Here is a 25,087-nt window from a genome sequence, read left to right as displayed (position 1 = left end):
TTGCCCGCACGTCGCGGAGTGAGGGGCGTGAAGCCGGTCGTTCGCGTCGTGCTGTGCTGCCTGCTCGTCGTCCTCGCCGGGTGTTCGGGGACGGGACTTCCACCTGCCGGTGACGGGACGGGTGCGGACGGTGGCGACGCGAACGTGACGACCGCTACCGACACCCTCGACGCACCGGCGAGCGAGACGCTCTCGGTCCACTTCCTGAACGTCGGCCAGGGCGACGCGACGTTGCTCGTCGCCCCCTCGGGCGAGACGATGCTCGTCGACACCGGCGACTACGAGGACGACGGCGAACACGTCGTCGACTACCTGCGCCGTCACGACGTCGACCGCATCGACCACCTCGTGACGACCCACGCCGACGCCGACCACATCGGGGGTCACGAGGCGGTCGTCGAGTACCTGGAGACCGAGGGCGAGGGCGTCGGCGCGGTGTACGACCCCGGCATCGCCGCCAGTACGCGGACCTACGAGGAGTACCTCGACGCGGTCGAACGCTACGACGTGTCGTTGTTCGAGGTCCGGGCGGGCGACGAGATTCCGTTCGAGAGCGTCGAAGCGACCGTCCTCGCCCCTCCCGAGGAGTACCTCGACGGCCGGGACCGCAACGAGAACAGCGTCGTCCTCGACGTCGACTACGGCGAGACATCGGTGCTGCTGACCGGCGACGCCGAGGCCGGCGCGGAGACGTGGCTGCTCGACCACGCCGCCGACCTCGACGCGACCGTCCTGAAGGTCGGCCACCACGGCAGTTCCTCCTCCTCGACCGCGGCGTTCCTCGACGCCGTCTCGCCCGCGGTCGCGGTCGTCTCCAGCGCCTACGACTCGGAGTACGGCCACCCCCACGAGGAGGTGTTGACCCGACTCGGCGAACGGTCGATTCCGACGTTCTGGACGGGCACGCACGGCGACGTCGTCGTTCGAACCGACGGCCAGCGCGTCGTCGTCGCCACCCAGCAGGCCGCACCGACCGAGGCCACGAGTCTCCGCGAGGGCGAGGCGCTCTCACCGGGAGCGACCGCCGCCGTCGAACCACGGGTCGCCGTCGGGAGCGTCGCGAACGACGGGACCGCTGCCGGCGCGGCCACCGGAGACACCCCCATCGGCGACGCCGCCACTCCCGTCGCGACCGACGGCGGCACCGTCGCGACGACGGGCGGCGACCTCCGACTCGTCGAGGTCCACGCCGACGCCGCCGGGCCGGACGGCGAGAACCTGAACGACGAGTACGTCGTCTTCGAGAACGCTGGCGACGACCCGCTCGACCTCTCGGGGTGGACCGTCCGCGACGAGGCGGGCCACGAGTACACGTTCGGCGAGGTGACGCTGGCTCCCGGCGAGCGCGTGACGCTCCACACCGGCAGCGGGAGCGACACCGCGACCGACCGCTACTGGGGGTCGGACGGACCGCTGTGGAACAACGACGGCGACACCGTCGTCGTCGAAACGGCCAACGGGGTGGAGGTCCTCGCCGAACGGTATGAGTGACGACCACGACGCGGCGGGCGGACGGGAGGGCGACGCGGTGGCCGACGGCGAGTACCTCGGCGTGCTCGACCGGTTCGAGGACGACCTCGGGGTCGTGTTGCTGGAGGCCGACGGGGAGACGGTCGGCGACGTGACCGTCGCGCGCGAGGCGCTCCCCGAGGACGCGCGCCGGCCGGACGCCGTCCTCCGCGTCACGCTCCGGGACGGGGCCCCCGTCGCGGTCCGGTACGACGCCGAGGAGACCGACCGACGCGCCGAGCGCACCCAGTCGCGGTTCGACCGTCTCTCGCGCCGCCTCGGTGACGCGAGCGAGGAGACGACCCCGGACCCCGACGGCGAGGAGGACACCCACCCGAGCGACCGGAGCGTCGACGCCCCCTCCGACGAACACGACGACCGAGACGCGCGGTGAGCGCGAACGTTCTTGAACGAAGGCGCGACCAGGGCGGGTCGTGTTCGGACTCCGTCCCGCGCTCTGTGTCCTCGTCTGTTGTGCGCTCGTCTCGCCGGTCGGTCAGCCACGGACGACCGCCGTCGTCGACCGGTTCGAGGCCGACCGTGCGGTGCTCGTGACCGACGACGGTCGGATGGTGACCGTCGGTCACGAGGCGCTGCCACCCGAGGCCCGTCACGTCGACGCGGTGGTGCACGTCGCGCTCGCCCACGGGACGCTGGTCAGCGCCGAGTACGACGCTTCCGAGACCCGACGGCGAGCGGGTCGCGCACGCGGTCGGCTGGACCGACTCGCGCGCCCGCTCGTGCCGCCGGGGAATCAGAGCTGACGGGTCCCGAGGACGCGGACCGTGTCGCCCACCGTGAGCGTCTTCCCCCACTCCGATTCGGGGATACGGGTGTTGACCATCAGTCGGAAGTCGCCCTCGAAACGGTCGCTGTCGAGCCACTCGGGACGAGTCCGCTGGCGCTCGCGCAGGAACGTCTCGCGAAACCCCGGCGTCTCCCGCCCCGTGTCGGGGTCGCGCGAGGGGACGACGCAGCGTCGGCAGGGGTTGAGGCCCAGCAGTTCGACGTCACCGATACGGACCGCGACGGCTTCGCCGTGGTCGGCGTAGAGGCGGTCCTCCCAGAACGCGGGGACGCCGCCGAGTTCCAGGTTCGCGCGGAACCGGCGGCGCGCACTGTCGGTGGAGACGTCGAACCACGACGCCACCTCGCGGAGCGTCGCCGTCGAGACGACCGTCGGCCCGTCGTACTCCCGGTCGTCGGGGTACCCACCGCGCGGTTCGTGGCGGATGCTCACCGGTTCGTCGAAGTAGTCGGTGAGATACGCGTTCAGCGCGCCTGGGTCGTCGAGCGAGAACGTCCGGGACTCCTCTCCGTCCTGCTCGCGGAGCGTCACGGTTCCGGCCGTCCGGTCGACCGACGACCGGAGACGGTGGACGGCGGCGGTTCGCTTCCCGTTGACGTAGGCACCACGTCCGCCGACCGACGCGGTGGTCGGGTCGTGCGGTTCGTCGGCGGGTTTCGCGACCATCGCGTACTCGCGGTCGCCCGCCAGTGTGCCGTGTGCGACGGCGAGCGAGTCGTGGTCCTGCGGGTCGAGGGACTTGACGGGGTACGTCGTGAGTCGCCGGAGTTCGGGCGTGCCGGCCGCCTCCGTCGGCGGCGCGTCGTCGGACATGGTCGGGAAGAACGGTCGCACCGCTACGAGCGTTGTGGTGCGGTGACGCTTCCGGGGGGAGGATTCGAACCCACGGACCACGGGGAGACGGTCGGACTCGCTTCGCTCGCCCGCTGTGACTCCCCCGGTCCCGCTCGCGTTCGTCACCGGCGGCGGAGCCGCCGGATTCCTACGGGAGCTAAGCTCCCGCACGTCTCGCGGGACCGCTACAGGAACGAGGCTCGAATCCGCCGCCGTTTCCAGACGTGGCTACTCGGGAGTCGACGTCTGTAGGAGTTGCGAGGGAAGACCGCCCTGCGGTCTTCCGCATGCGACGCGCCGGTGGGCGCGGCCATGCGAGGGGTAGGATTTGAACCCACGGACCTCTACAGGAGCGGAGCTTGAATCCGCCGCCGTTTCCAGACTTGGCTACCCTCGCACGCACCCCAACCGACGGCGGAGTGGGTGTTAAACGCGCTGGTTTCGGCGAGCAGGTCGGGTCACGCGTCTTCGACGCGACACCGCCGGGCACATGCCCGTCCGCTCCCAACGCGGCGGTATGGCCACGCCACCGCACCTCGTCGAAGATGGCGACGAACTAAAACTGGACCTCGGTGTCGGCTACCGCCGTCGCCGGTTCCGACTGACCGACGGCGCGGAGAACCTGCTTCGGGACCGCGGCTACGGGAAGGCCGACGTCGTCCCCTGGACCGTCGCGAAGGCGCTCGTCATCGTCGGCGGCGCGCACCTCCCGGAGGGAAACGACGCTCGTGAGACGACCTGGGAGATAAAGGGCGCGGACGGTGGGCGAAACGCGACCGACGACGACCTCCGGGCGCTCGCCGGCTACCTCCGGCCGCTGACCGTCGAGGACCGCTCGCTCGACACGCTCCGCGAGCACGTCCGGAAGACTCGTCTCTCCGAGCATCTCGACCCCGACGAGTTACAGGGCCGTTCGGAGAAGGTCGGGTCGCTCAACGACATCGCCCGGGACCTCTGAGGGCGAACGGGTCGGAGCGTCGAGCGCGAGGGGTGGTCCCCGCCGGTCAGCCGATGGGGGCGTCGCCGCCGGCGGTCATCGGTTCGCCGACGATGTCGATACCGAACTCGTCGAGTCGCTGCATCATCGCGCCCATCTGTTCGTCGAGCAGGTCGTCGTCGGGTGTGGTCCAGGCGTCGGCGGGACGACCTACCTCCGCCCAGAGGCGTTCGAGGCCGGGGCGCTGGACGACCATGAGCCAGCGCGTCTCCTCTTCGACGCGGTAGCTGTGGGGGCGGCCGTGCGGGGCGAACACCGTCGACCCGGCTCGTGCGGTGAACTGCTCGTCGTCGACCTCGAAGGTGACGACGCCGTCGAGGACGTAGAACAGTTCGTCGTCCTCCCGGTGGACGTGCCGTGGCGGCGAGGCCCCGGCGGGGACGAGTTCTTCGATCACCGAGAACGCCCCGTCGGTGTTCTCTGCGGTCGCCTTCATGACGGTGAGCGACCCGAGCGACCAGTAGGCGTCGCCCTCGCGGGCGTCGAGGTGCCAGGGAGTTGGGGGAGCGGTCGTCTGTGCCATCGCACCGTCCGAGTAGGTCGGGTGACGAGATAAGGAGCAGTTGCGCCCGTGTCGACAGTCCGGCGGGACACACTGCCTCGGACCGGGACTCGTCGGACGGCAGATTGAACCGCCCACCGCTCGAACCCGCGGTCGATGGACGACCACACGCGCGACCCGACGGTCGGACCTCCCGACGCCGGAACGCCGACCGGGTGGCACCCCGACCGAGACGTGTGGGAGCACGCGACCTGTCGACGGGCGACGGTCCACGGCGTCCGCCTCTACAACGCCGGCGAGTACCACGAGTCACACGACTGCTTCGAGGACGAGTGGTACAACTACGGGCGCGGGACGACGGAGTCGAAGTTCCTCCACGGGATGGTCCAGGTCGCCGCCGGCGCGTACAAGCACTACGACTTCCGCGACGACGACGGGATGCGCTCGCTGTTCGACACCGCACTCCAGTACTTCCACGGCGTCCCAAACGACTTCTACGGCGTCGACCTGCTGGACGTGCGGACGGTGCTCACCAACGCGCTGAACGACCCCGAGGTGCTCCACGGCTGGCAGATTCGTCTCGACGGGGCGACCCCGACCGCCCGCGAGGTGGACGTCCGTTACGCCGACTCCTTGGACCACTGAACGCATCGGTCGGCTGACGAGAGAGACCGCGCAACTGATTACTCCCCATCCTGTAGTCCGGACGAATGCGAATCGAGCAGTTGGGCGACGGAGAGCCCGAAGTCGCGATTCTCGCGGCGGTCCACGGCGACGAGCCCTCGGGCGTTCACGCGGTCGAACGACTCCTCGCCGACGACCCCGCGGTCGAGCGACCGGTCAAACTGATCGTCGCCAACGAACGCGCACTCGCTCGCGGCGTCCGCTACACACAGACGGACCTCAACCGAGTGTTCCCCGGAAGTCCCGAGGCCGACACGCACGAGGAGCGACTGGCCCACGACCTGCTGAACGAACTGCGCGGCCTGACGACGTTCTCTATCCACTCGACGCAGTCGTACGACGAACCGTTCGCCGTCGTCGACGAGGCGGGGTCGCTCGCCGACGCGGTCTGTCCGTACCTCTCGGTCGACGCCGTCGTCGAGGCGACGGGGTTCACCGAGGGTCGACTCGTCGAGTACGCCGACGTCGTGGAGGTCGAGTGTGGCCTCCAGGGCACTTCGAAGGCCGCCGAGAACGCCGTCACGCTCGTCTACGAGTTCCTCGCGGCCGTCGGCGCGCTCCCGAGCGAACGCGCGGACGCCCAGGAGGTTCCAGTGTTCAGACTCCGGAAACTCGTCCCGAAACGCACCGCCGAGGAGTACGCCGTCTTCGCCGCCAACTTCCAGCGCGTCTCGGCGGGCGAACCGTTCGCCGCCATCGACGGCGAGAAACTCGTCGCCGACGAACCGTTCTACCCCGTGTTGATGTCGCCGTACGGCTACGAGGAGGAGTTCGGCTACGCCGGCGAACTCACCGGCCAGTTGGGCGGCGACCCGGTCCAGTCCGACAGCGCGACCCGGTCGTACACGGGTTAGTCGACCGGTCCGACCGCGCCGCGTGTCGCTTCGACCGCCGCCGACACCTCGCGAGCGTCGGCCACGCGAATCCACGAGGAGTGTGGCACCGCGACGAGGTGCTACTCGCAGTCGGGAACGACCGCACGGAGAAGAGCGGCGAGTTGACGCGGGTATCGTCGGAGCGGAACGTCGACGAGTGGGCCGTCGAAGTTGGCCGGGTCGGAGAGGGTCACGGCCGGGAGGGCCTCAGGTGTCGCTCGGTTCGAACTCGACGAGCGTCAGGTCGCGGTCGAGCGCACAGTAGTCGTGCGGTGGGTCGCCGACGACCTCGCTTATCTTCCGCGAGTCGTCGAACTCGACGCCCAGCGGTTCACAGAACTCGTGGCTCGGGCACTCGGTGTACGGACACGGCCCCTCCAGTTTCGACCTCGACCCGGCGTACGCGCCCGTCGAGGCGACGTTCGCGCGGACCGTCGCGGGTTCGACCTCGACGGCGGTGACGCCCTGGTCGTGGACCGCACAGTCGAGCAGGCCCGAGTCGCGGATGCCCGTCACGCGATAGCGGACTCCCTCGGTCAGGTTGAGACACTGCCCGCGGTACGGACAGCCCTCACACAGCGAGGACTCACCCTCGAAGACGAACTCGGTGCCCGTCTCGGCGAGACGCGGCCCGATGAGCGTGACTTTAGCCATGCTAGATGGTCGACCGTCGTCGGTGTTAAGCGTCCCGCAGCGAGAGCGGTGGGGAGCCCCGGCTTCGAGATAGCGTCACGTCTCGCTTCCGAGACGACGTCATGTCTCGCTTCCGAGACGACGTCATGTCTCGCTTCCGAGACGACGTCATGTCTCGCTTCCGAGACGACGTCACGTCTCGCTTCCGGTCAACTCGTCGAGCGCGTCGAGGTAGGCGTCGCGGGGGACCTGGTACAGCCCTCGGTGGTCGACGTCGCCCCGGGCGAAGCGTGCGGCGAGGTCGTACGCGCCCGCGATCGCTTCGCTTCGCCCGTCGAAGAACTCGGGGTCGCGTTTCACGTCGGGTTCGAGGAACAGCGTGACGACCCACGGGTCGCCCGGCGCGGGGTTCCGGGGAGTGCCGGGGCGTCTGCTCCGCCGGCCGTGGGTGACGTAGATGGTCGGCATACACGGTGGCGGGTACTCGCTCCCGTCGAACACGTCGGGGCGGTACGCGAGCACCAGTCGGTTGTCGGCGTCGCTCCAGACGCGCCAGCCGTCCGCGAGCGCTCCGGGGTCGAGCGCGTCGCCCTCCCCGTCGCCCCCGTTCGGACTCGACTCCCGGGTCATACCGGAGGGTACCGCCGGCGCGGGCAAGAGTCGTGTGGTCCGGTTTTCGGGAGGTTGACTTAAACGACCGACCCGTCGGTTCCGGACACTGTTGGCCGGAAGTGGTCACGCGTAGCGATTCTCCGGGTGATAACTCAGCCGATACGTATCGGATTTCGTGGCACTGTGGCAATGCTTATCAATGACAAGCGATAACACACTATTCACAGTATCGGTGGTCCCACCCGTTCGCCTCTTTCTCTGCTCGCCCCCACGGCCGCCACCGGTTCGTGGGAGATGCAGGGCGGGAGGTGGTCTCGCGGCCGATGTCGGTCGTGGTGGTGGGTCGTCGACGCTACCGGACAGCGTGGCTGCCCGGTCCCCACCGGGGAAACGAGACATCAGTCTCCGTGATACCATGAAAGGCGACATGGAAACGCTCGCAGACCTCAGCGAGGAGTACCGTGATTCGATACCGTCGGACCTCCGTCAGACACACTCGTTCGACTGGTACCTCGAAGAGGTCTACGAAGACCCGCACATCGCGCGGAACGCACACCAGCGCGTCGCGGATATGTTCGATTACTACGGCACCGAGTACGACGAGGACCTCGGCGTCGTCGAGTACAGACTCGCCAGTGAGGACCCCCTCAACGACGGCGAGAACACCTTCTACGGTCGCAACATCCACGAGTCCATCCACGAGTTCGTCAACAAGGTGAAGTCGGGCGCACGTGGGTTGGGTCCCGAGAAGCGCATCAAACTGCTGCTCGGTCCCGTGGGGTCGGGGAAGTCCGACTTCGACCGACAGGTCAGGACGTACTTCGAGGACTACACCGCCCGCGACGACGGCCGGATGTACACCTTCCGCTGGACGAACCTCTGTGACGTCATCAGAGACCAGGACCCGGCCGACGACGTGGTGCGCAGTCCGATGAACCAGGACCCGCTCATCCTGTTGCCCCTGGCCCAGCGCGACCGGGTCATCGACGACCTGAACGACCACCTCAACGCGCCCTACACCATCCGCAACGAACAGGCGCTCGACCCGGCCAGCGAGTTCTACATGGACCGCCTGCTCGACCACTACGACGACGACCTCCAGCAGGTGCTGGAGAACCACATCGAGATCGTCCGACTCGTCGCGGACGAGAACAAACGGCAGTGCGTCGAGACGTTCGAACCGAAGGACAAGAAGAACCAGGACGAGACCGAGTTGACCGGCGACGTCAACTACTCGAAGATCGCTATCTACGGCGAGAGCGACCCGCGGGCGTTCGACTACTCGGGCGCGTTCTGTAACGCCAACCGCGGTATCTTCTCCGGCGAGGAACTGCTGAAACTCCAGCGGGAGTTCCTCTACGACTTCCTGCACGCGACGCAGGAACAGACCATCAAGCCGAAGAACAACCCTCGAATCGACATCGACCAGGTCATCGTCGGACGCACCAACATGCCCGAGTACAAAGACAAGAAGGGCGACGAGAAGATGGAGGCGTTCAACGACCGGACCAAGCGCATCGACTTCCCCTACGTCCTCCAGTACGAGGAGGAGTCGCGCATCTACCAGAAGATGCTCAACAACGCCGACGTCCCGGAGATCAACGTCGAGCCCCACACCCTGGAGATGGCGGGGCTGTTCGGCGTCCTCACGCGTATCGAGGAGCCGTCGGGTGGCACCGTCGACATCGTCCAGAAGGCGAAGGCGTACAACGGCGAGATCGACGACGCCGACGACGTCGACGTGAAGAAACTGCGCGACGAGGCCAGCGAACTCGCCGAGATCGGCGAAGGGATGGAGGGCGTCAGCCCCCGGTTCATCGGCGACGAGATCGCCGAGGCCATCATGGACTCGATGCACCGCGGTCGCGGGTTCCTCTCGCCGCTGACGACGTTCAACCACCTCGAAGGCAACCTGGAGAACCACGGCTCCATCCCCGAGGACCGGTTCGACCGCTACTACCGCTACCTGGAGATGGTCCGCGAGGAGTACAAGGAGCGCGCCATCGAGGACGTCCGGCACGCGCTTGCGTACGACGTCGACGAGATCCAGCGCCAGGGCGAGAAGTACATGGACCACGTCATGGCGTACATCGACGACGACACCATCGAAGACGAGATCACGGGCCGCGAGGCCGAACCCGACGAGCAGTTCCTCCGCTCGGTCGAAGAACGGCTCAACATCCCGGAAGACCGCAAGAACGACTTCCGCCAAGAGGTCTCGAACTGGGTCAGTCGCCGTGCCCGCGAGGGCACGTCGTTCAACCCACAGGACAACGACCGCCTGCGCCGCGCACTGGAGCGAAAGCTCTGGGAGGACAAGAAACACAACATCAACTTCTCGGCGCTGGTGTCGTCGGGCGAGATGGAAGACGACGAGCGCAACGCCTGGATTCAGGCGCTCGTCGAGCAGGGCTACTCTCCCGAGGGTGCCCGCGAGGTGCTCGAGTTCGCCGGTGCGGAGGTGGCAAAGACGGAGATGGAGGACTGACACCGTGAGCAGACCACCATGACCGAGACCGACCGACCATGACCCACGACTACATCGCCGACGCCGACCGCGCGCTGACCGACACCTACGAGGAGCCGATGAGCCTCTCGGAGTACGTCGACCGCGTGTTCGAGCGCCCGCAACTCGCCGCCCACGCCTCGAAGTACCTGCTCGAAGCCATCGAGGCGTCGGGCACGCGCACCGTGGTCGAGGAGGGCGAGGAGAACGAACGCTACCGGTTCTTCGACGACCCGCACAACGACGGCGAGCACGCCATCCTCGGCAACACCGAGGTGCTCAACGAGTTCGTCGACGACCTGCGCTCGATTGCGGCCCGCCGCGGGAAAGAGGAGAAGATCGTCTGGCTCGAAGGCCCGACGGCGACCGGGAAGTCCGAACTGAAACGCTGTCTCATCAACGGGCTTCGAGAGTACTCGAAGACCGACGACGGGCGGCGCTACACCGTCGAGTGGAACGTCTCGGGGGCGGACACCGGCGGTGGGTTGACCTACGAGGACACCCCGCGGACCGACGAGGACGCGTGGTACGAGAGCCCCGTCCAGTCCCACCCGCTCAGCGTGTTCCCCCGCGAGGTGCGCCAGGAACTCCTCCGGGAACTGAACGACAGCGTCGACGACCACATCCCGGTCACCGTCGAGACCGACCTCGACCCGTTCTGCCGGGAGGCGTACGACTACCTCGAAGAGCAGTACCGCCGGAAGGGTCGCGAGGACCTGTTCTCGGCGGTTACGGACCCCCAGCACCTCCGGGTGAAGAACGTCGTGATGGACGTCGGACAGGGTATCGGCGTCCTCCACTCCGAGGACGACGGCTCGCCCAAGGAGCGCCTCGTCGGGTCGTGGATGCACGGCATGCTGCAGGTGCTCAACTCCAGAGGGCGGAAGAACCCCCAGGCGTTCAGCTACGACGGCGTGCTCTCGCAGGGCAACGGGCTGTTGACACTCGTAGAGGACGCCGCCCAGCACGCCGACCTGCTCCAGAAGCTCCTGAACGTGCCCGACGAGGCCCACGTGAAACTGGACAAGGGAATCGGGATGGACATCGACACCCAGATGATAATCATCTCGAACCCGGACCTCGAAGCGCAGCTCAACCAACACGCCGAGCGGTCCGGACAGGACCCGCTGAAGGCGCTGAAGCGCCGACTGGACAAACACGAGTTCCACTACCTGACGAACCTCTCGCTGGAGGCCGAACTGCTCCGGCGAGAACTCACGAACGAGACGACGGTGTGGACCGCCGAGAGCTACGACGAACTGGAGGCGAACATCCGCGAACCCGTCCACATCGACGTCCGCGACAGCGAACGGCGGGTTCACACGAAAGAGCTCGCACCCCACGCCGTCGAGGCCGCGGCGCTGTACGACGTAGTGAGCCGCCTCGACACCGAGGACCTGCCGACCGGGTTGGACCTCGTCGACAAGGCGCTGTTGTTCGACGCTGGGTTCATCCAGGACGGCGACGAGCGCCGCGAGAAGGAGGACTTCGACTTCGGGCCGGACGCTCGGGACGGCGACCACGGCATCCCCGTCACCTACACGCGAGACGTCGTCGCCGAGTTGCTCAACGAGGAGGGAGACCGCCACCACCCCGACCTGCCCGTCGAGCACGTCATCATGCCCCGCGACGTGTTGAACTCGATGGCCCGCGGGTTCATCGACGCGCCCGTCTTCTCCGACTCCGAACGCACGGAGTTCGAGAACCGGGTCGTGCAGGTGAAAAACCGCATCTTCGCCCGGCAGGAGGAGGACGTGCTCGCGGGCATCATGCGCGAGAAACGGGTCGACGAGTCGACCGTCGAGGAGTACGTCGAGCACGTCTACGCGTGGGTCGAGAACGAACAGATAGAGAACGAACGCGGCGAGTCCGTCGAACCCGACCCGCTGAAGATGAAGGTGTTCGAGATAGAGCACCTCGGCCGGTTCGACGAGACGTACTACGACGGCGTCGAGGCCGGTCCGGCGGTCACGGACTTCCGGACCGAGAAGGTCATCACGGCGCTCAACCGCCACGCGTGGCGAAACCGTGACGAGGAGTTCCGCGTCAGCGACGTCGAGTTGAAGGACATCCCCATCATTTCGACCATCCTCGGGAGCCACGACTGGGACGACGTGCGCCGCACGTTCGAGGACTTCGACCCCCGCCAGTGGGACGACCCACCGAGCGGGACGGAGACTGCGAGCGTCAAACGACGGACTATCGAGAACATGCAAGCGCTGTTCGACTACAGCGAGGCGTCGGCCGAGCTGACAAGCAGACACGTGATGAGCCAGGTGAGCTACCGATGGGACTGAGAGACGACCTCGAACGCTACCGCGAGGTCGGCGAACAGCGCCGCCAGGACCTCTCGGAGTTCATCCAGTACGGCGACCTGGGTCAGAGCCTCCCCGACGAGGTGAAGATACCCATCAAGATCGTCGACCTGCCGGCCTTCGAGTACGACCAACTCGACAAGGGCGGGGTCGGTCAGGGCGACGGCGGCACTCCCCAACCCGGCGACCCCGTCGGCCAGCCCCAGCCACAACCCGGCGACGGCGACGAGGACGGCGACCCCGGCGAGGAAGGCGGGGAACACGAGTACTACGAGATGGACCCCGAGGAGTTCGCCCAGGAACTCGACGAGGAACTCGGTCTGGACCTCGAACCGAAAGGGAAGAAGGTCGTCGAGGAGACCGAGGGCGACTACACGGACATCACCCGGACGGGGCCAGCGAGCACGCTCGACTTCGAGCGCCTGTTCAAGCAGGGGCTGAAGCGAAAGCTCGCGATGGAGTTCGACGAGAACTACATCGAGGAGGCGCTGCGCGTCGAGGGCTGGGGACCCGACGAGGTGTACGCGTGGGCCAGAGAGCAGAACATCCCGGTCTCGCACGCCTGGATAGTGGACGCCGACTCGAACCTGCCCGACGAGGAGCGTGAGCGCTGGTCGAGCGTCGAGGAGATGACCGAGAAGGTCGAGCGCGAGTCGACCGTCCAGCGCATCCGTCGGAAGGGACTCAAGCAGGTGCCGTTCCGCCGGGAGGACGAGCGCTACCGATACCCCGAAATCGTCGAGGAGAAGGAGAAGAACGTCGTCGTGGTCAACATCCGCGACGTCTCGGGTAGCATGCGCGAGAAGAAGCGAGAACTCGTCGAGCGGGTGTTCACGCCGCTCGACTGGTATCTGACGGGTAAGTACGACAACGCGGAGTTCGTCTACATCGCCCACGACGCCGACGCCTGGCAGGTCGAACGCGACGAGTTCTTCGGCATCCGCTCGGGCGGTGGGACGCGCATCTCCAGTGCGTACGAACTCGCCGCCGAACTGCTCGAGGAGTACCCCTGGAGCGAGTGGAACCGCTACGTGTTCGCGGCGGGAGACTCCGAGAACTCCTCGAACGACACCGAAGAGCGGGTCATCCCGCTGATGGAGCAGATTCCCGCGAACCTCCACGCGTACGTGGAGACCCAACCGAGCGGGAACGCCATCAACGCGACCCACGCCGAGGAGGTCGAACGCCACTTCGACGGCACCAACGACACGGCCGTCGCCTACGTCACCGGACCGGAGGACGTGGTCGACGCCATCTACACCATCCTCAGCACGGAGGCCAACGATGAGTGATACGGACACCGAACGACGACGGAAACAGCGCATCGCCGAGGGACTCGAAGAGCCGGTTCGCGAGGCCAACGCCCTCGCGCGAAAGCTGGGTCTCGACCCGTTCCCGGTGACGTACTGGATCATCGACTACGACGAGATGAACGAACTCATCGCCTACGGGGGCTTTCAGGAACGGTACCCTCACTGGCGCTGGGGGATGAGCTACGACCGCCAGCAGAAACAGAACCAGTTCCTCGGCGGGAAGGCGTTCGAAATCGTCAACAACGACAACCCCTCACACGCGTTCCTCCAGGAGTCGAACGCGCTCGCCGACCAGAAGGCGGTCATCACCCACGTCGAGGCCCACGCCGACTTCTTCAAGAACAACCAGTGGTTCGGCCTGTTCGCCGACGACCCGAACGCCGCCGCGATGCTCGCGAACCACGCCGACACCATCGAGTCGTACATGGACGACCCGGAGGTCGACCGCGAGGCCGTCGAGGAGTGGATCGACCACGTGCTGTGCCTGGAGGACTGCATCGACCAACACCGCCCGTTCTCGACCATCGACGGCGACCAGCCCCACCGCGAACTGGAGGACATCGCCGACCGACTCGACAGTCTCGGGCTGAGCGAGGAGGTGCGTCGGCAGGTGTTCGACGAGGAGTGGCTGGAGTCCCAGCGCCCCGAGGAGGAGAGCGGGTCGTTCCCGGCCGAACCGGACCCGGACGTGCTGTCGTTCCTCCGGCGACACGGGATGGCCTACGACGAGGAGTCGGGCCGAGCCGTCGAGTACGAGGACTGGCAGCGCGAGACGCTCGAACTGCTGCGACGGGAGGCGTACTACTTCGCCCCCCAGAAGATGACGAAGGTGATGAACGAGGGGTGGGCCGCCTACTGGGAGTCGATGATGATGGGTGAGGAGGGGTTCGCCGAGGCCGACGAGTTCATCCACTACGCCGACCACCAGGCGCAGGTCCTCAACTCGCCGGGGTTCAACCCCTACAAACTCGGCAAGGAGCTGTGGGAGTACATCGAGAACGCCACCAACCGTCGGGAGGTCGCCGAGACCCTGCTGCGCGTCGAGGGCGTGACGTGGCGGAACTTCCACGATCGCGTCGACCTGGACGAGGTGCGTGCGGCGCTCGAACCCGACGCGATGCTCGACCGGCTCGGCGCGGCGACGCTCGACGAGTTGGACCCCGACGACCCCCGAGTCGACGCCGAAGCGCTCGAATCGGCGCGTGCGGGTGACGTGGACGTCGACCGCTACCCCTGGAAGGTGCTCAGCTACGAGGGCCTGTGTGAACGTCACTACTCGCTAGTCAAACCCCAGCACCGCGGGTTCCTCAAGCGACTCACCCAGTCGGACCTCGAACGCATCGCGCGGTACATGTTCGACGACGCCCGCTACGCCAGCGTTGAGGAGGCGCTGGCGAACGTCGACCGCTGTGCGGGCTGGAATCGGATGCGCGAGATTCGCGAGAGCCACAACGACGTGACGTTCTTGGACGAGTTCCTCAGCCAGGAGTTCGTCGAGCAGAACCACTACTTCACCTACGAGTTCACCCACACGACGCGGGACTACCGCGCGACGAGCACGGCCGTCGAGGACGTGAAGAAGAAGCTGATGTTGCAGTTCACGAACTTCGGGAAACCGACCGTCGTGGTCGAGGACGCGAACTACAACAACCGTAACGAACTGCTGTTGTCCCACCAGTACAACGGCGTGATGCTCGACCAGCGACAGGCCCGACAGGTGCTCGAACGCGTCTTCGAACTGTGGGGCCGGCCGGTGAACCTCAAGACCATCGTGAAACAGCTCGACGACCACGACGTCGAGGTCGCGCGCCGTCGGGACCGCGAACCGGTTCCCGAGGAGGTCGGCGTGCTCGTGCGCTACGACGGCGACAGCATCTCCAGCGAGGAGTTGCCGTGGGAGGCGGTCGAACACCTCGCGGCGACGGACGTCGACTACGACACGAAACCAGACGAGTGGCTCGCGTAAGCCGCTCTCGGCCGGGAGCTCCTGTTTTCTTCACACTATCGTGAAATACTTTCTACCAAGAGTCAATATCTCATCGCGGGGCACGCCGACGATATCCCATAGGCTTTTGAACGCCCAGCAATAGTTTTCGCCGACGACCTGTCAGGTCTCGTGGGAGAATGGCAATACAGACACACGAACCACTGGAGGAGGGGGAGATATACGACGTCCTGCGGAACGACCGGCGCCGGTTCGCGCTGGACAGTCTTCGGGGCGCGGAGGGGTCGCTGAGCGTCGGCGAACTCGCCGAGCAGGTGGCGGCACGCGAGACGGGGGAGACACCGCCGCCGCGCCAGAAACGCCAGAGCGCGTACGTCTCGCTCCACCAGACGCACCTGCCGAAACTCGACCAGTTGGGCATCGTCGCGTACGACGCCGAGAACAAACTCGTGCGCCTCGAAGAGCGCATCCGGGACATCGAGGCGTACATGGGCGTCCCCAACCGCGACCTCAACTGGGGGGCGTACTACGTCTCGCTCGCGGCGCTCGGCGCGTGTGCGACCGTCGCCGCGGACCTGTCCGCGCCGGTCGTCCGCACGTTCTCGCCGACCGTGTGGGCCGTCGCCTTCTTCGTCCTGCTCGGTCTCTCGGCCGTCGTCCAGACCACCACCCAGCACGGCCGCCTCCCGTTCATGGAGGACCCCCACGACGAGACCGACGACCTGTTCTGAGGGCGAGCGACCGACCAGTTCGACACGCCACCGGCACCGCTCTCCGCGACCTGAGCCGTCTTTTCGCCACCGACCCTACACCGTGCATGACCACGCTCGTCTGGGTCCGACGCGACCTCCGGGTCCACGACAACCCCACGCTCGCGAGCGCCGCGAACGACGACGTCGTTCCGGTGTACGTCCACGACCCGCGGACCGTCGGCGAGGGCCGGTACGGTCCCCAGCGCGTCGGCCCGTACCGTGCCCGGTTCCTCCACGAGAGCCTCTCGGACTACCGCCAGACCCTGCGGTCGAAGGGCGCGGACCTGCTGGTCAGGCGCGGCGCTCCGGAGGAGGTGGTCCCGGAACTCGTCGAGACGGTCGGTGCGGACACCGTCCACCTCCAGACGATGCCAGCCACCGAAGAGTTCGGAGTCGAGAACGCGACCCGTGAGGCGCTCCGGGGTGCGGGCGTCGAGACCGAGCGATTCTGGACTCACACACTGTATCACGTCGAGGACCTCGCCAGCGACGTCGAGGAGGTCGCGGACACGTTCACCACCTGGCGGAAGGTCACCGAGTCCCGGCAGGTCCGCAATCAGGCCCCCACGCCCGAGACGCTCTCGCTGGCCGACGCCGCCGCGACCCTCGATTCGGGCGACCTCCCGACCGTCGACGAGTTCGGCCCCTGGGACGAGGGTGACGCCGACCCCGACGACCGCTCGGTCCTTCCGTTCGAGGGCGGGGAGAGCGCGGGCAGAGAGCGTGTCCACGACTACGTCTGGGAGGGCGACCACCTCCGGGAGTACAAGGAGACGCGCAACGGTCTGCTCGGCGCGGACTACTCCTCGAAGTTCTCGCCGTGGCTGGCGGTCGGGGCGCTCTCCCCGCGATTTCTCCACGACGAGGTCCGGCGCTACGAGGACCGGCGTGTCTCGAACGAGTCGACGTACTGGCTGCTGTTCGAACTGATGTGGCGCGACTTCTTCCAGTTCCAGTTCGTCAAACACGGCGCGGGGTTCTTCTCGGCGACGGGCATCCGCGCCGTCGAGCGCGAGTGGCCCGGCGGTGACGACCGCTTCGAGCGCTGGGCGGCGGGCGAGACGGGCGTGCCGTTCGTCGACGCCAACATGCGCGAGTTGAACGAGACGGGGTACCTGAGCAACCGCGGTCGACAGAACGTCGCCTCCTTCCTCGTCGACTGGCTGGAAGTCGACTGGCGACGCGGGGCGGCGTACTTCGAGGCGCGACTGGTCGACTACGACGTCTGCTCGAACTGGGGCAACTGGGCGTACCAGGCCGGCGTCGGCAACGACTCCCGGAACATGTACTTCAACGTGCTCAAGCAGGCCGACGACTACGACGCCGACGGCGAGTACGTCCGTCGCTGGCTGCCGGAACTCGACGGGATTCCCGGCGGCGACGTCCACGAACCCTGGACGCTGAGCGACGAGCGACTGACCGAGTGCGGCGTCGAACTCGGACTCGACTACCCGCGACCGGTCGTCGACGTCGGACAGCGCCACTCCGAGTTACGAGACGAACGGCTGTAGGCCGGTACGGGTTTGACCACGGACGACCTATCGCTCGCGATGGACCGCGGCCGCGTGCTGGAGTGGTGTTATCTCGTCCTCGGCGTCGTCCTGTTCGTCGAGTTTCTCGTGGTCCTCGACGCGGCGCTCGTCGGCTACGGACTGCTCGCGCTGCTGGCGAGTCTCGGGTCGCTGGCGTACTACGGCTACCTGAGAGTCGGGGCGGGAGGGACCGCCTCGCGGGGGTTCGTCGTGGCGTTCGTCGTGTTCACGGCCGGCGTCGTGGTGTGGGTGCTCGTACAACTGCTCTCGCGGTACGTCCTGCTCTGACGAGGTCGAGTGCGGAGACGAGAGGAGCGGAGAGAAGAGCGACGGTGTGGGTGGGTCACGACAGCACCGCCGAGAACGCGCGGGAGGGGGTGGGGACGAGAGGAGAGGCAGAGAGTGGAAGCGAGGGTTGGGGCGACGGCGCTCAGTCGTCGCTCTGGGCCTGTGCCTTCTCCTTCTCGGCGTCGGCGTAGATCTGGTCGACCTCGCCCTGGTAGCGTTCGAGGATGTTGCGCCGTTTCTTCTTCAGCGACGGCGTCATCATGTCGTTCTCCGCGGTCCACTCCTCGGGGACGAGACGGAACTTCTTGATCTGCTCTTCTTTCTCCAGGTCCTCGTTGACCTCGTCGACGACGGTCTGGACGAACGCCCGGACGCGCTGGTGTTCGCAGATGGCAGCCTCGTCGTCGGGCAGGTCGACGTCGTAGCGGTCGGCCCACTTCTCGATGGCCTCGAAACTGGGGACGACGAGCGCACTGACGAACTTCCGGCTGTCGCCGATGACCATCACCTGGTCGACCCGGTCGCTGGTGGCGAAGGCGTCCTCGATGGGGCCGGGAGCGACGTTCTTGCCCGTCGAGAGGACGAGAATCTGCTTGAGCCGTTCGTGGAAGACGAGGTAGCCGTCGTCGGTCACCTCGACGATGTCACCGGTCTTGAGGAACCCGTCGTCGGTGAACGCCCGCTCGGTGGCGTCCGGGCGCTCCCAGTAGCCGCGGGTGACGTTCGGCCCCTTCACCTGCAGTTCACCGATGTCGCCGCGAGCGCGACGCTTCTGGTCGTCGCTGAGTTCGCTGTCGTCGACGCGCGTCTCGACGTCGACCAGCGGGATGCCGAGCGTCCCCGGACGCGGGTCCTCCAGCGGGTTGACGCTGACGACGGGGGCGGTCTCGGTCAGGCCGTACCCCTCCATGATGTCGAGGCCCATCCCGTTGAACAGTTCGGCGAGGTCCTTCGAGAGGCTGCCGCCGCCGGAGACGAAGAACTCGATGTTGCCGCCCATCTTCTCGCGGACGTTCGAGAAGACGAGTCTGTCGGCGGTCTTCCGTTTCGCCCGGAGGACGGGGCCGGGGGAGTCCGTCCGAGCGTACTCTCGGGCGACGTCGACCGACCACTCGAAGATCCGTCGCTTCGTCCCGTCGCCGGCCTGCTCGCGCATCGAGTCGTAGATGCGTTCGTAGATGCGGGGGACGGAGGTGACCGTCGTCGGCGAGAGCGTCTGGATGTCGTCGGCGACGGTGTCGGGCGACTCGGCGTAGCCGACCGTCGCCCCGGAGGCGAACGCGAGGAAATGCCCGGCCGTACGCTCGAAGACGTGTGCCAGCGGCAGGAACGACAGGGTCTCGCTACCGGCGGTCAGCGCGGGCATGTCCGCGGGCTTGTCCGGCCGCGGTCCCATCCGCTTGCGACACTGGTTGACGTTCGCGCGGAGGTTGCGGTGGGTGAGTTCGACGCCTTTCGGCTTTCCGGTCGTCCCGGAGGTGTAGATGAGGCTCGCGAGGTCCTCGGGCGAGCGGTCGTCGAGCCAGGCGGCGTGGTCGTCGGCGTCGAACACCTCGGCCCCGCGTTCGTGGAGTTCGCCGAGCGTGAGGACGTCGTCGCGAGCGTCGTACAGCGACGTCTCGTCCATCACGACGACGAACTCGAGGTCGAGGTCGTCCTCGACTTCGAGCACCCGGTCGAGCAGGTCGGCGTTCTCGACGACGACGCCGGTCGCGCCGGGGTCGTCGAGGAGGTACTGGACCTGGTTCGGCGAGGACTCGGCGTAGACGGTCGTGACGACGCCGCCAGCCTGCAGGATGCCGAAGTCCGCCTGCGCCCACTCCATGCGGGTGTCCCCGAAGATGCCGACGCGGTCGCCCGCGGTCAGGCCCAGGTCACGGAACCCCGCCGCGAGGTTGTGGACGACGTCGCGCATCTCGCTGTAGCTGAGCGCGGCGTAGTCGCCGCGCGGGGCGGCGTCGACGACGCCCTCCGCGACCAGCGAGCGGTCGTAGACGCCTCCCTTGTACCGTTGTGCGAGGCGGGCCTGGTTGCGGTCGGCGCTCGCCTCGAACATCTTCCCGAGCGTGTCGTCGCCGACGACGTCGTCGGTGTACTCGCGTTCGTGGTCGAGCCACGCCGGTTCGCCCCCAGAAGGTCGCTTTGGAGCCATCGTTGAGCGTAGATTGTAAGTGTCGCATATCAATGTTGTTGTACGCTAGCACCGACGACGGTCGTCAGACACGTCGACGTGCGGCCGACGGACGACGCCAGCGGCCGTCGGGCGGCGACGAGACCCACTGCTCGACGGCGTGGACGGGCGGTGGGACGGACGCCAGAACTGTCGATAGAACGGTGAAGAGTGCAGGGAGGGCGAAGCGGGCCGAAGCGACGACACCGGAGGGGGTGTCTCAGTCGATGTCGATGCGGTGGGAGTCGTCTTCCTCGGGCGTGTCCGTCTCGACCGGGACGCGGACCTCGAGGACGCCGTTGCGGTACGTCGCGGAGATGTCGTCTTCGACGACGTCGCCGGGGATGCGAACCTGCTCGAACACCGAGCGCGAGCGCATCGACGTGCCGGTGTCGGACTCGTCGCTGACCTCGTGACGGCCGCGGATGGAGAGCATCCCCTCGTCGAACCGGAGGTCGAGTTCCTCCTTCTCGAAGCCGGGGAGGTCGGCCAGCACGACGAAGCCCTCGTCGTCACGGTCGACGGTCAGGTTGTTGTCCATCCGGTGGGTGGCGTCGTCCACCGCGGGCAGATCCCACTCGCCCTCCTGGGCGAACCACGGCGCGCGCATCGAGCGGCGCATCTGGTCGAACATTCGGTCCATCTCGTCGAAGGGAGTTCGTCGAATACTCATCGTCGATCGAGATATCCTCAGGACGTGGTTGATATTAACGGTTGCGAGACTGCTGATATCACGCTTCTCAGCCACCACAGAGCTAGAATCGGGTTCAGTCGGAGAGCACGGAGACGAGTACCTCGCCGTCGCCGCGGACGTCGACCGAACAGCCCTCGTGTTCGAACATGAGTCGTGCCATCGAAGCGTCGTCGGCCGGGGCGAACAGCGTGTCGAGCGCGTCCGGGTCGATGCTGTGGTACAACGGTGCGACGGCGGTCGGGTCGGCGTCGAGCGCTTCGCCGACGGCGGTGACGACGGTGACGCTGAGCGACCGGTCGGCGTCCGTCTCGTGGATCGCTCGGTGGTCGTACGTCGCGGAACTGGCCAACTCGGCGGCGTCGTTCGGGGATGGGATGGTGCTCATCTTCTGGGGCCTCTGTCGGGAAGAGTTACCACGTAATAATGAATGTTCGTCAGACAAACATTTAATTTCAACAACAGCGCCCGCGAACGCCCCGGTTTCGAGGGGTCGTCCGCGGTCAGAGGAGGCAGTGACTCGCTGGTGCACCCGAAGTCCGCGTCGCTCATGGTCCATCTCGAAGTCGAAACGCAGCGCGGCTCCGGGTCCGAACGGAGCCAAACGGTCGCTCACTGGCGTTCGCTCTCTGATTCACATCTCGACACTGTGCGCTCTTCGCCCTCACTACGGTCCTCAGAAACATGCTCGGTACGGGATTTGAACCCGTGTCATCGGCTCGAAAGGCCGAAATGATTGGCCGGACTACACCAACCGAGCTACACTCTGAACTGCGTCCCACCTCTTGATAAAGGCTGTTGTTCGGGACGCGGCTGTCAGTCAGTCACAGCCCCGTTCGGTTCACTTCCCTTCGAACTCGGGGTCGTGGTCGCCCATGAACGCGGTGATGCCCGTCATGAGGTCGTCGGTACCGAGCAGGTGGCCGAACGACTGCGCTTCCAGTTCGAGACCGGCGTCCGAGTCCTCCCACCCGCGCAGCATCGCGCGCTTCGTGAGCTTCTGGGAGACCGGCGGACCGCCGGCGAGGTTCGCGGCCAGTTCGTGCGCCTTCTCCTCGAACTCGCCGAACGGGACGACCTCGTTGACGAAGCCGTAGTCGTACATCGTCTCGGCGTCGTAGCGCTCGGCGGTGAACACGATCTCCTTCGCGCGGCCGAAGCCGACGATACGCTGGAGCCGCTGGGTGCCACCCCAGCCCGGAATCAGGCCGAGGTTGTGCTCCGGCAGCCCGAGCTCCGAGCGGTCCGAGGCGATTCGAAGGTCCGCGCAGGCAGCGAGTTCGAGCCCGCCACCGAGCGCGAAGCCGTCGATACCGGCGACGACGGGCATCGGCGACTCCTCGAGCTTGCCGAACGTCTGCTGGCCCTTCCGAGAGAGTTCGATACCCGTCAGCGGCTGCGCGGAGGAGGCGAACGCGCTCACGTCCGCACCGGCGGAGAACGCGCGGTCACCCTTCCCCGTGATGAGGATGGCGCGCACGTCGTCGTCCTCTTCCAGCACGTCGACGGCCTCGCCGATCTCGTCGAGCATGTCGGTGCTGATGGTGTTCATCCGGGCCTCGCGGTCGAGGACGATCTGGCCGACCATGTCGCCGGGGTACTCGAGCGAGACGGTGGAGAACTCGACGGACTCCTCGTCGTCGCCACCGTAGAAGCCACCCTCCTCGGCGGCCTCGCGGAGGCCGTCGGAGACCGCGTAGCGCTCCGCGCCCTTCTCCTCGTGGAGGTCCTCCAGCGTCTCGACCAGCGTGTCGAGGCCAGCGTCGTCGGCCATCTTCGCGGGGCCGTCGGGGTAGCCAGCGCCGAGCATCACGGCCTGGTCGATGTCGCGGGGCGGGGCGACGTCCTGTCCGACGAGGTTGCCGACCTCGTTGGCCATGATAGCGAGCAGACGGTGTTTGACGTCTTCGCGGGTCTCGTCGGTCGGGACCTGTGCGCCGTCGCCGTTCTCGTAGTCGTAGAAGCCCTGGCCGGTCTTCTTCCCGAAGCGCTCCTCCTCGACGGTCTCTTCGAGCAGCGGGGCGGGAGCGTAGGCGTCACCGAGCACCTCGTGCATGTACTCGAGGACGTGGTAGGTGACGTCGTTGCCGACCTGGTCGCCCAGTTCGAACGCGCCCATCGGGAGTCCGATGTCGTACTTGACGGTCGAGTCGACCTCGGCCATCGTCGCGTCCTCCTCGGAGACGACCCAGCACGCCTCGTTCATCAGTGGGACGAGGATGCGGTTCACGATGAACCCGGGCGTGTCCTTGCGCACACGGACGGGGGTCTTGCCGAACGACTCGGCGAGACCCTCGATGGCGTCGAGCGTCTCGTCGGCACTGTGTGCCCCCGAGATGACCTCGACGAGCTGCATGCGGACGGGCGGGTTGAAGAAGTGCATCCCGCAGAACTGCTCGGGGCGCTCGGTGGCCTCGGAGAGGTCCGTGATGGACAGCGAGGAGGTGTTCGAGGCGATGATGGCGCGGTCGGGCGCGTGGGCCTCGACCTCGTCGAACACGTCCTTCTTGATGTCCATCTTCTCGGGGACGACCTCGACGACGACGTCCACGTCGGAGACGGCCTCGCTCATCTCGACGACCGGCGTGATTCGGTCGAGGGCGGCGTCGGCCTCCTCCTCGGTCAACTGGTCGTTCTCGGCGAGTTTGCCCAGCGACCACTCGATCTGGTCGTAGCCGTTCTGGACGAACTCCTCGTTGATGTCGCGCAGGTTGACGTCGTAGCCGGCCATGGCCGCCACCTCGGCGATACCGTGGCCCATGTTGCCAGCGCCGAGGACGGCGATGGTTTCGATGTCGTCGGAGTCCATAGACAGTCGTGACTCTTCCGGGGGACTGTTCAACGTTTCCCATCCGCCCCGGAGAAACTTCTAGCCCGTTGAAAACCGTCGGGAAACGATTATACGTCGAGGTACGTGAGGTGAACTGTCATGGACTATCAACTCAGCGACGAGCAGAAACAGATCAAAGAGGAGGTCCGCCGCTTCGCGGAGAACGAGATCGCGCCCGTCGCCCAGGAGTACGACGTGGAGGAGAAGTTCCCCCACGAAGTGCTGGAGACGGCCGCCGAGATGGGCCTGACCGGCGCGAACATCCCGATGGAGTACGGCGGCGCGGGCTACAACGCCCTCGAGACCGCCCTCATCGTCGAGGAGATGTTCGCCGTCGACCCCGGCATCGCCCTCTCCATCACGGCGACGACGTTCGGGTCGGACGCCATCATGGAGTTCGGGACCGAGGAGCAGAAAGAGCGGTACCTCGAACCCGTCGCGATGGGCGAGGCCATCATGGGTGCGGCCATCTCCGAACCCGACACCGGCTCCGACGTCTCCTCGGTCTCCACGACCGCCGAGAAGGACGGCGACGAGTGGGTCCTCAACGGCAACAAGATGTGGATCACGAACGGCTCGGTCGGCGACTTCTTCGTCGTCATGTGCAAGACCGACCCCGACGCCGAGGGGCGCTACAACGGCTTCTCCCAGATCGTCGTCGAGTCCGACCGCGACGGCTTCAAGAGCGAGAAGATCACGGGCAAACTCGGCATCCGCGCCAGCGACACGGCCGAACTCATCTTCGACGACCTGCGCGTCCCCGAGGAGAACCTCGTCGGTACCCGTGGGATGGGCTTCCTCCAGCTCATGCAGTTCTTCGACGTCACCCGGACGATGGTCGCCGCCCAGGGCGTCGGCATCGCGAAAGGCGCGTGTGACCGCGCGCTGGACTACGCCAAGGAGCGCGAGCAGTTCGGCAAGCCCATCGGCGACTTCCAGGCCATCCAGCACAAGCTCGCGGACATCCACACCCGCACCGAGGCCGCCCGTCAGCTCACCTACAAGAGCGCGTGGTCGGTCGACAACTCCGACGACCAGCTTACGACGCTCGCCTCGATGGCCAAGGAGTACGCCTCCCGCGTCGCCGTCGACGCCGCCAACGAGTGCGTCCAGATCCACGGCGGGTCGGGCTTCGTCAACGACTTCGACGCCGAGCGACTCTACCGCGACGCGAAGATCACCCAGATCTACGAGGGCACGACGGAGATTCAGAAGAACATCATCGCCCGCGAACTGCTCGGCAAGGGTTTCTAACCCTCACGACCGGCACCCGGATCGACGGGGCACCGGC

General features: G+C 66.8%; 22 protein-coding genes and 2 tRNA genes. 14 read left to right on the top strand and 10 right to left on the bottom strand.

All coding sequences use genetic code 11. The features are described from left to right. The first annotated feature begins 27 nt into the window (after window positions 1-27). From M1L36_RS17960 to M1L36_RS17950, 3 genes are read left to right on the top strand one after another with little or no spacing between them, the layout of a single operon-like run. Window positions 28-1,491, top strand: coding sequence for a lamin tail domain-containing protein (locus M1L36_RS17960; protein WP_250875113.1), 1,464 nt, complete (start codon window positions 28-30; stop codon window positions 1,489-1,491). Beyond that, the gene (locus tag M1L36_RS17955) at window positions 1,484-1,903 is read left to right on the top strand and encodes a DUF3006 domain-containing protein (protein WP_250875112.1); all 420 of its coding nucleotides are present in this window, start codon (window positions 1,484-1,486) and stop codon (window positions 1,901-1,903) included. The genes M1L36_RS17960 and M1L36_RS17955 overlap by 8 nt, the downstream gene beginning before the upstream one ends. A gap of 40 nt (window positions 1,904-1,943) precedes the next feature. Then, window positions 1,944-2,273 carry a DUF3006 domain-containing protein gene (locus M1L36_RS17950; RefSeq protein ID WP_250875111.1) on the top strand — a complete coding sequence of 110 codons (330 nt, stop codon included), beginning with the start codon at window positions 1,944-1,946 and terminating at the stop codon, window positions 2,271-2,273. Here the strand turns inward: M1L36_RS17950 and M1L36_RS17945 are convergent. Together M1L36_RS17945 and M1L36_RS17940 are read right to left on the bottom strand one after the other, a co-directional pair. Further along, on the bottom strand, window positions 2,264-3,130 hold the full coding sequence (locus tag M1L36_RS17945; protein ID WP_250875110.1) for an MOSC domain-containing protein: 867 nt from the start codon (window positions 3,128-3,130) through the stop codon (window positions 2,264-2,266). The genes M1L36_RS17950 and M1L36_RS17945 overlap by 10 nt on opposite strands. Window positions 3,131-3,464: 334 nt before the next feature. Then, window positions 3,465-3,548: transfer RNA gene (locus M1L36_RS17940), tRNA-Leu, on the bottom strand. A 120-nt stretch (window positions 3,549-3,668) separates the two neighbouring features. Between M1L36_RS17940 and M1L36_RS17935 the strand changes: the two genes are divergently transcribed. Then, window positions 3,669-4,109, top strand: coding sequence for a hypothetical protein (locus M1L36_RS17935; protein ID WP_250875109.1), 441 nt, complete (start codon window positions 3,669-3,671; stop codon window positions 4,107-4,109). Window positions 4,110-4,155: 46 nt separating this feature from the next. Here M1L36_RS17935 and M1L36_RS17930 read toward each other — a convergent pair whose 3' ends face one another. Continuing rightward, on the bottom strand, window positions 4,156-4,671 hold the full coding sequence (locus M1L36_RS17930; RefSeq protein WP_250875108.1) for a cupin domain-containing protein: 516 nt from the start codon (window positions 4,669-4,671) through the stop codon (window positions 4,156-4,158). Between the two features lie 135 nt (window positions 4,672-4,806). On the opposite strand from M1L36_RS17930, the gene M1L36_RS17925 reads away from it, so the two are divergent. Both M1L36_RS17925 and M1L36_RS17920 read left to right on the top strand, forming a co-directional pair. Continuing rightward, window positions 4,807-5,295, top strand: a complete 489-nt coding sequence (locus M1L36_RS17925) for a DUF309 domain-containing protein (RefSeq protein ID WP_250875107.1) — start codon at window positions 4,807-4,809, stop codon at window positions 5,293-5,295. Window positions 5,296-5,360: 65 nt separating this feature from the next. Next, entirely contained in the window at window positions 5,361-6,188 is an 828-nt protein-coding gene (locus M1L36_RS17920) for a M14 family metallopeptidase (RefSeq protein WP_250875106.1), read from the top strand. Window positions 6,189-6,416: 228 nt separating this feature from the next. Here the strand turns inward: M1L36_RS17920 and M1L36_RS17915 are convergent, their stop codons facing one another. After that, entirely contained in the window at window positions 6,417-6,863 is a 447-nt protein-coding gene (locus tag M1L36_RS17915; protein WP_250875105.1) for a UPF0179 family protein, read from the bottom strand. Window positions 6,864-7,034: 171 nt separating this feature from the next. Beyond that, complete coding sequence (locus M1L36_RS17910) at window positions 7,035-7,472, bottom strand: DUF5820 family protein (RefSeq protein ID WP_250875104.1); 438 nt, start codon at window positions 7,470-7,472, stop codon at window positions 7,035-7,037. Window positions 7,473-7,869: 397 nt separating this feature from the next. Between M1L36_RS17910 and M1L36_RS17905 the strand changes: the two genes are divergently transcribed. From M1L36_RS17905 to M1L36_RS17875, 7 genes are all read left to right on the top strand, one after another. Next, window positions 7,870-9,942 carry a PrkA family serine protein kinase gene (locus tag M1L36_RS17905; protein WP_250875103.1) on the top strand — a complete coding sequence of 691 codons (2,073 nt, stop codon included), beginning with the start codon at window positions 7,870-7,872 and terminating at the stop codon, window positions 9,940-9,942. Window positions 9,943-9,980: 38 nt separating this feature from the next. Continuing rightward, window positions 9,981-12,257, top strand: a complete 2,277-nt coding sequence (locus M1L36_RS17900) for a PrkA family serine protein kinase (protein ID WP_250875102.1) — start codon at window positions 9,981-9,983, stop codon at window positions 12,255-12,257. Further along, entirely contained in the window at window positions 12,248-13,567 is a 1,320-nt protein-coding gene (locus M1L36_RS17895) for a YeaH/YhbH family protein (RefSeq protein WP_250875101.1), read from the top strand. Before M1L36_RS17900 ends, M1L36_RS17895 begins: the two co-directional genes overlap by 10 nt. Next, a complete protein-coding gene (locus M1L36_RS17890) occupies window positions 13,560-15,554 on the top strand; it encodes a SpoVR family protein (protein ID WP_250875100.1) in 1,995 nt (664 codons plus the stop codon). The genes M1L36_RS17895 and M1L36_RS17890 overlap by 8 nt, the downstream gene beginning before the upstream one ends. Window positions 15,555-15,712: 158 nt before the next feature. Further along, window positions 15,713-16,264: a DUF7344 domain-containing protein gene (locus M1L36_RS17885; RefSeq protein ID WP_250875099.1), complete on the top strand. Its 552-nt coding sequence runs from the start codon at window positions 15,713-15,715 to the stop codon at window positions 16,262-16,264. A gap of 86 nt (window positions 16,265-16,350) precedes the next feature. Next, window positions 16,351-17,796: a DASH family cryptochrome gene (locus tag M1L36_RS17880; RefSeq protein WP_250875098.1), complete on the top strand. Its 1,446-nt coding sequence runs from the start codon at window positions 16,351-16,353 to the stop codon at window positions 17,794-17,796. Between the two features lie 39 nt (window positions 17,797-17,835). Beyond that, window positions 17,836-18,105, top strand: a complete 270-nt coding sequence (locus tag M1L36_RS17875; RefSeq protein WP_250875097.1) for a hypothetical protein — start codon at window positions 17,836-17,838, stop codon at window positions 18,103-18,105. A gap of 142 nt (window positions 18,106-18,247) precedes the next feature. Here M1L36_RS17875 and M1L36_RS17870 read toward each other — a convergent pair whose 3' ends face one another. From M1L36_RS17870 to M1L36_RS17850, 5 genes are all read right to left on the bottom strand, one after another. After that, a complete protein-coding gene (locus M1L36_RS17870; RefSeq protein WP_250875096.1) occupies window positions 18,248-20,257 on the bottom strand; it encodes an AMP-dependent synthetase/ligase in 2,010 nt (669 codons plus the stop codon). A 238-nt stretch (window positions 20,258-20,495) separates the two neighbouring features. Next, the gene (locus tag M1L36_RS17865; RefSeq protein ID WP_250875095.1) at window positions 20,496-20,948 is read right to left on the bottom strand and encodes an Hsp20/alpha crystallin family protein; all 453 of its coding nucleotides are present in this window, start codon (window positions 20,946-20,948) and stop codon (window positions 20,496-20,498) included. A gap of 94 nt (window positions 20,949-21,042) precedes the next feature. Further along, window positions 21,043-21,354, bottom strand: coding sequence for a HalOD1 output domain-containing protein (locus M1L36_RS17860; RefSeq protein WP_250875094.1), 312 nt, complete (start codon window positions 21,352-21,354; stop codon window positions 21,043-21,045). A 297-nt stretch (window positions 21,355-21,651) separates the two neighbouring features. Next, a tRNA-Glu gene (locus M1L36_RS17855) sits at window positions 21,652-21,726 on the bottom strand. Window positions 21,727-21,807: 81 nt separating this feature from the next. Next, complete coding sequence (locus M1L36_RS17850; RefSeq protein WP_250875093.1) at window positions 21,808-23,775, bottom strand: 3-hydroxyacyl-CoA dehydrogenase/enoyl-CoA hydratase family protein; 1,968 nt, start codon at window positions 23,773-23,775, stop codon at window positions 21,808-21,810. Window positions 23,776-23,895: 120 nt separating this feature from the next. On the opposite strand from M1L36_RS17850, the gene M1L36_RS17845 reads away from it, so the two are divergent. Further along, on the top strand, window positions 23,896-25,050 hold the full coding sequence (locus M1L36_RS17845; RefSeq protein WP_250875092.1) for an acyl-CoA dehydrogenase family protein: 1,155 nt from the start codon (window positions 23,896-23,898) through the stop codon (window positions 25,048-25,050). Window positions 25,051-25,087 lie beyond the last annotated feature (37 nt).

Origin of the sequence: Halomarina rubra, assembly GCF_023699475.1 — an archaeon.
Lineage (GTDB): Archaea > Halobacteriota > Halobacteria > Halobacteriales > Haloarculaceae > Halomarina > Halomarina rubra.
The sequence above is the reverse complement of the archived record's forward strand: the minus strand, read 5'-3'. Positions and strand labels throughout refer to the sequence as shown.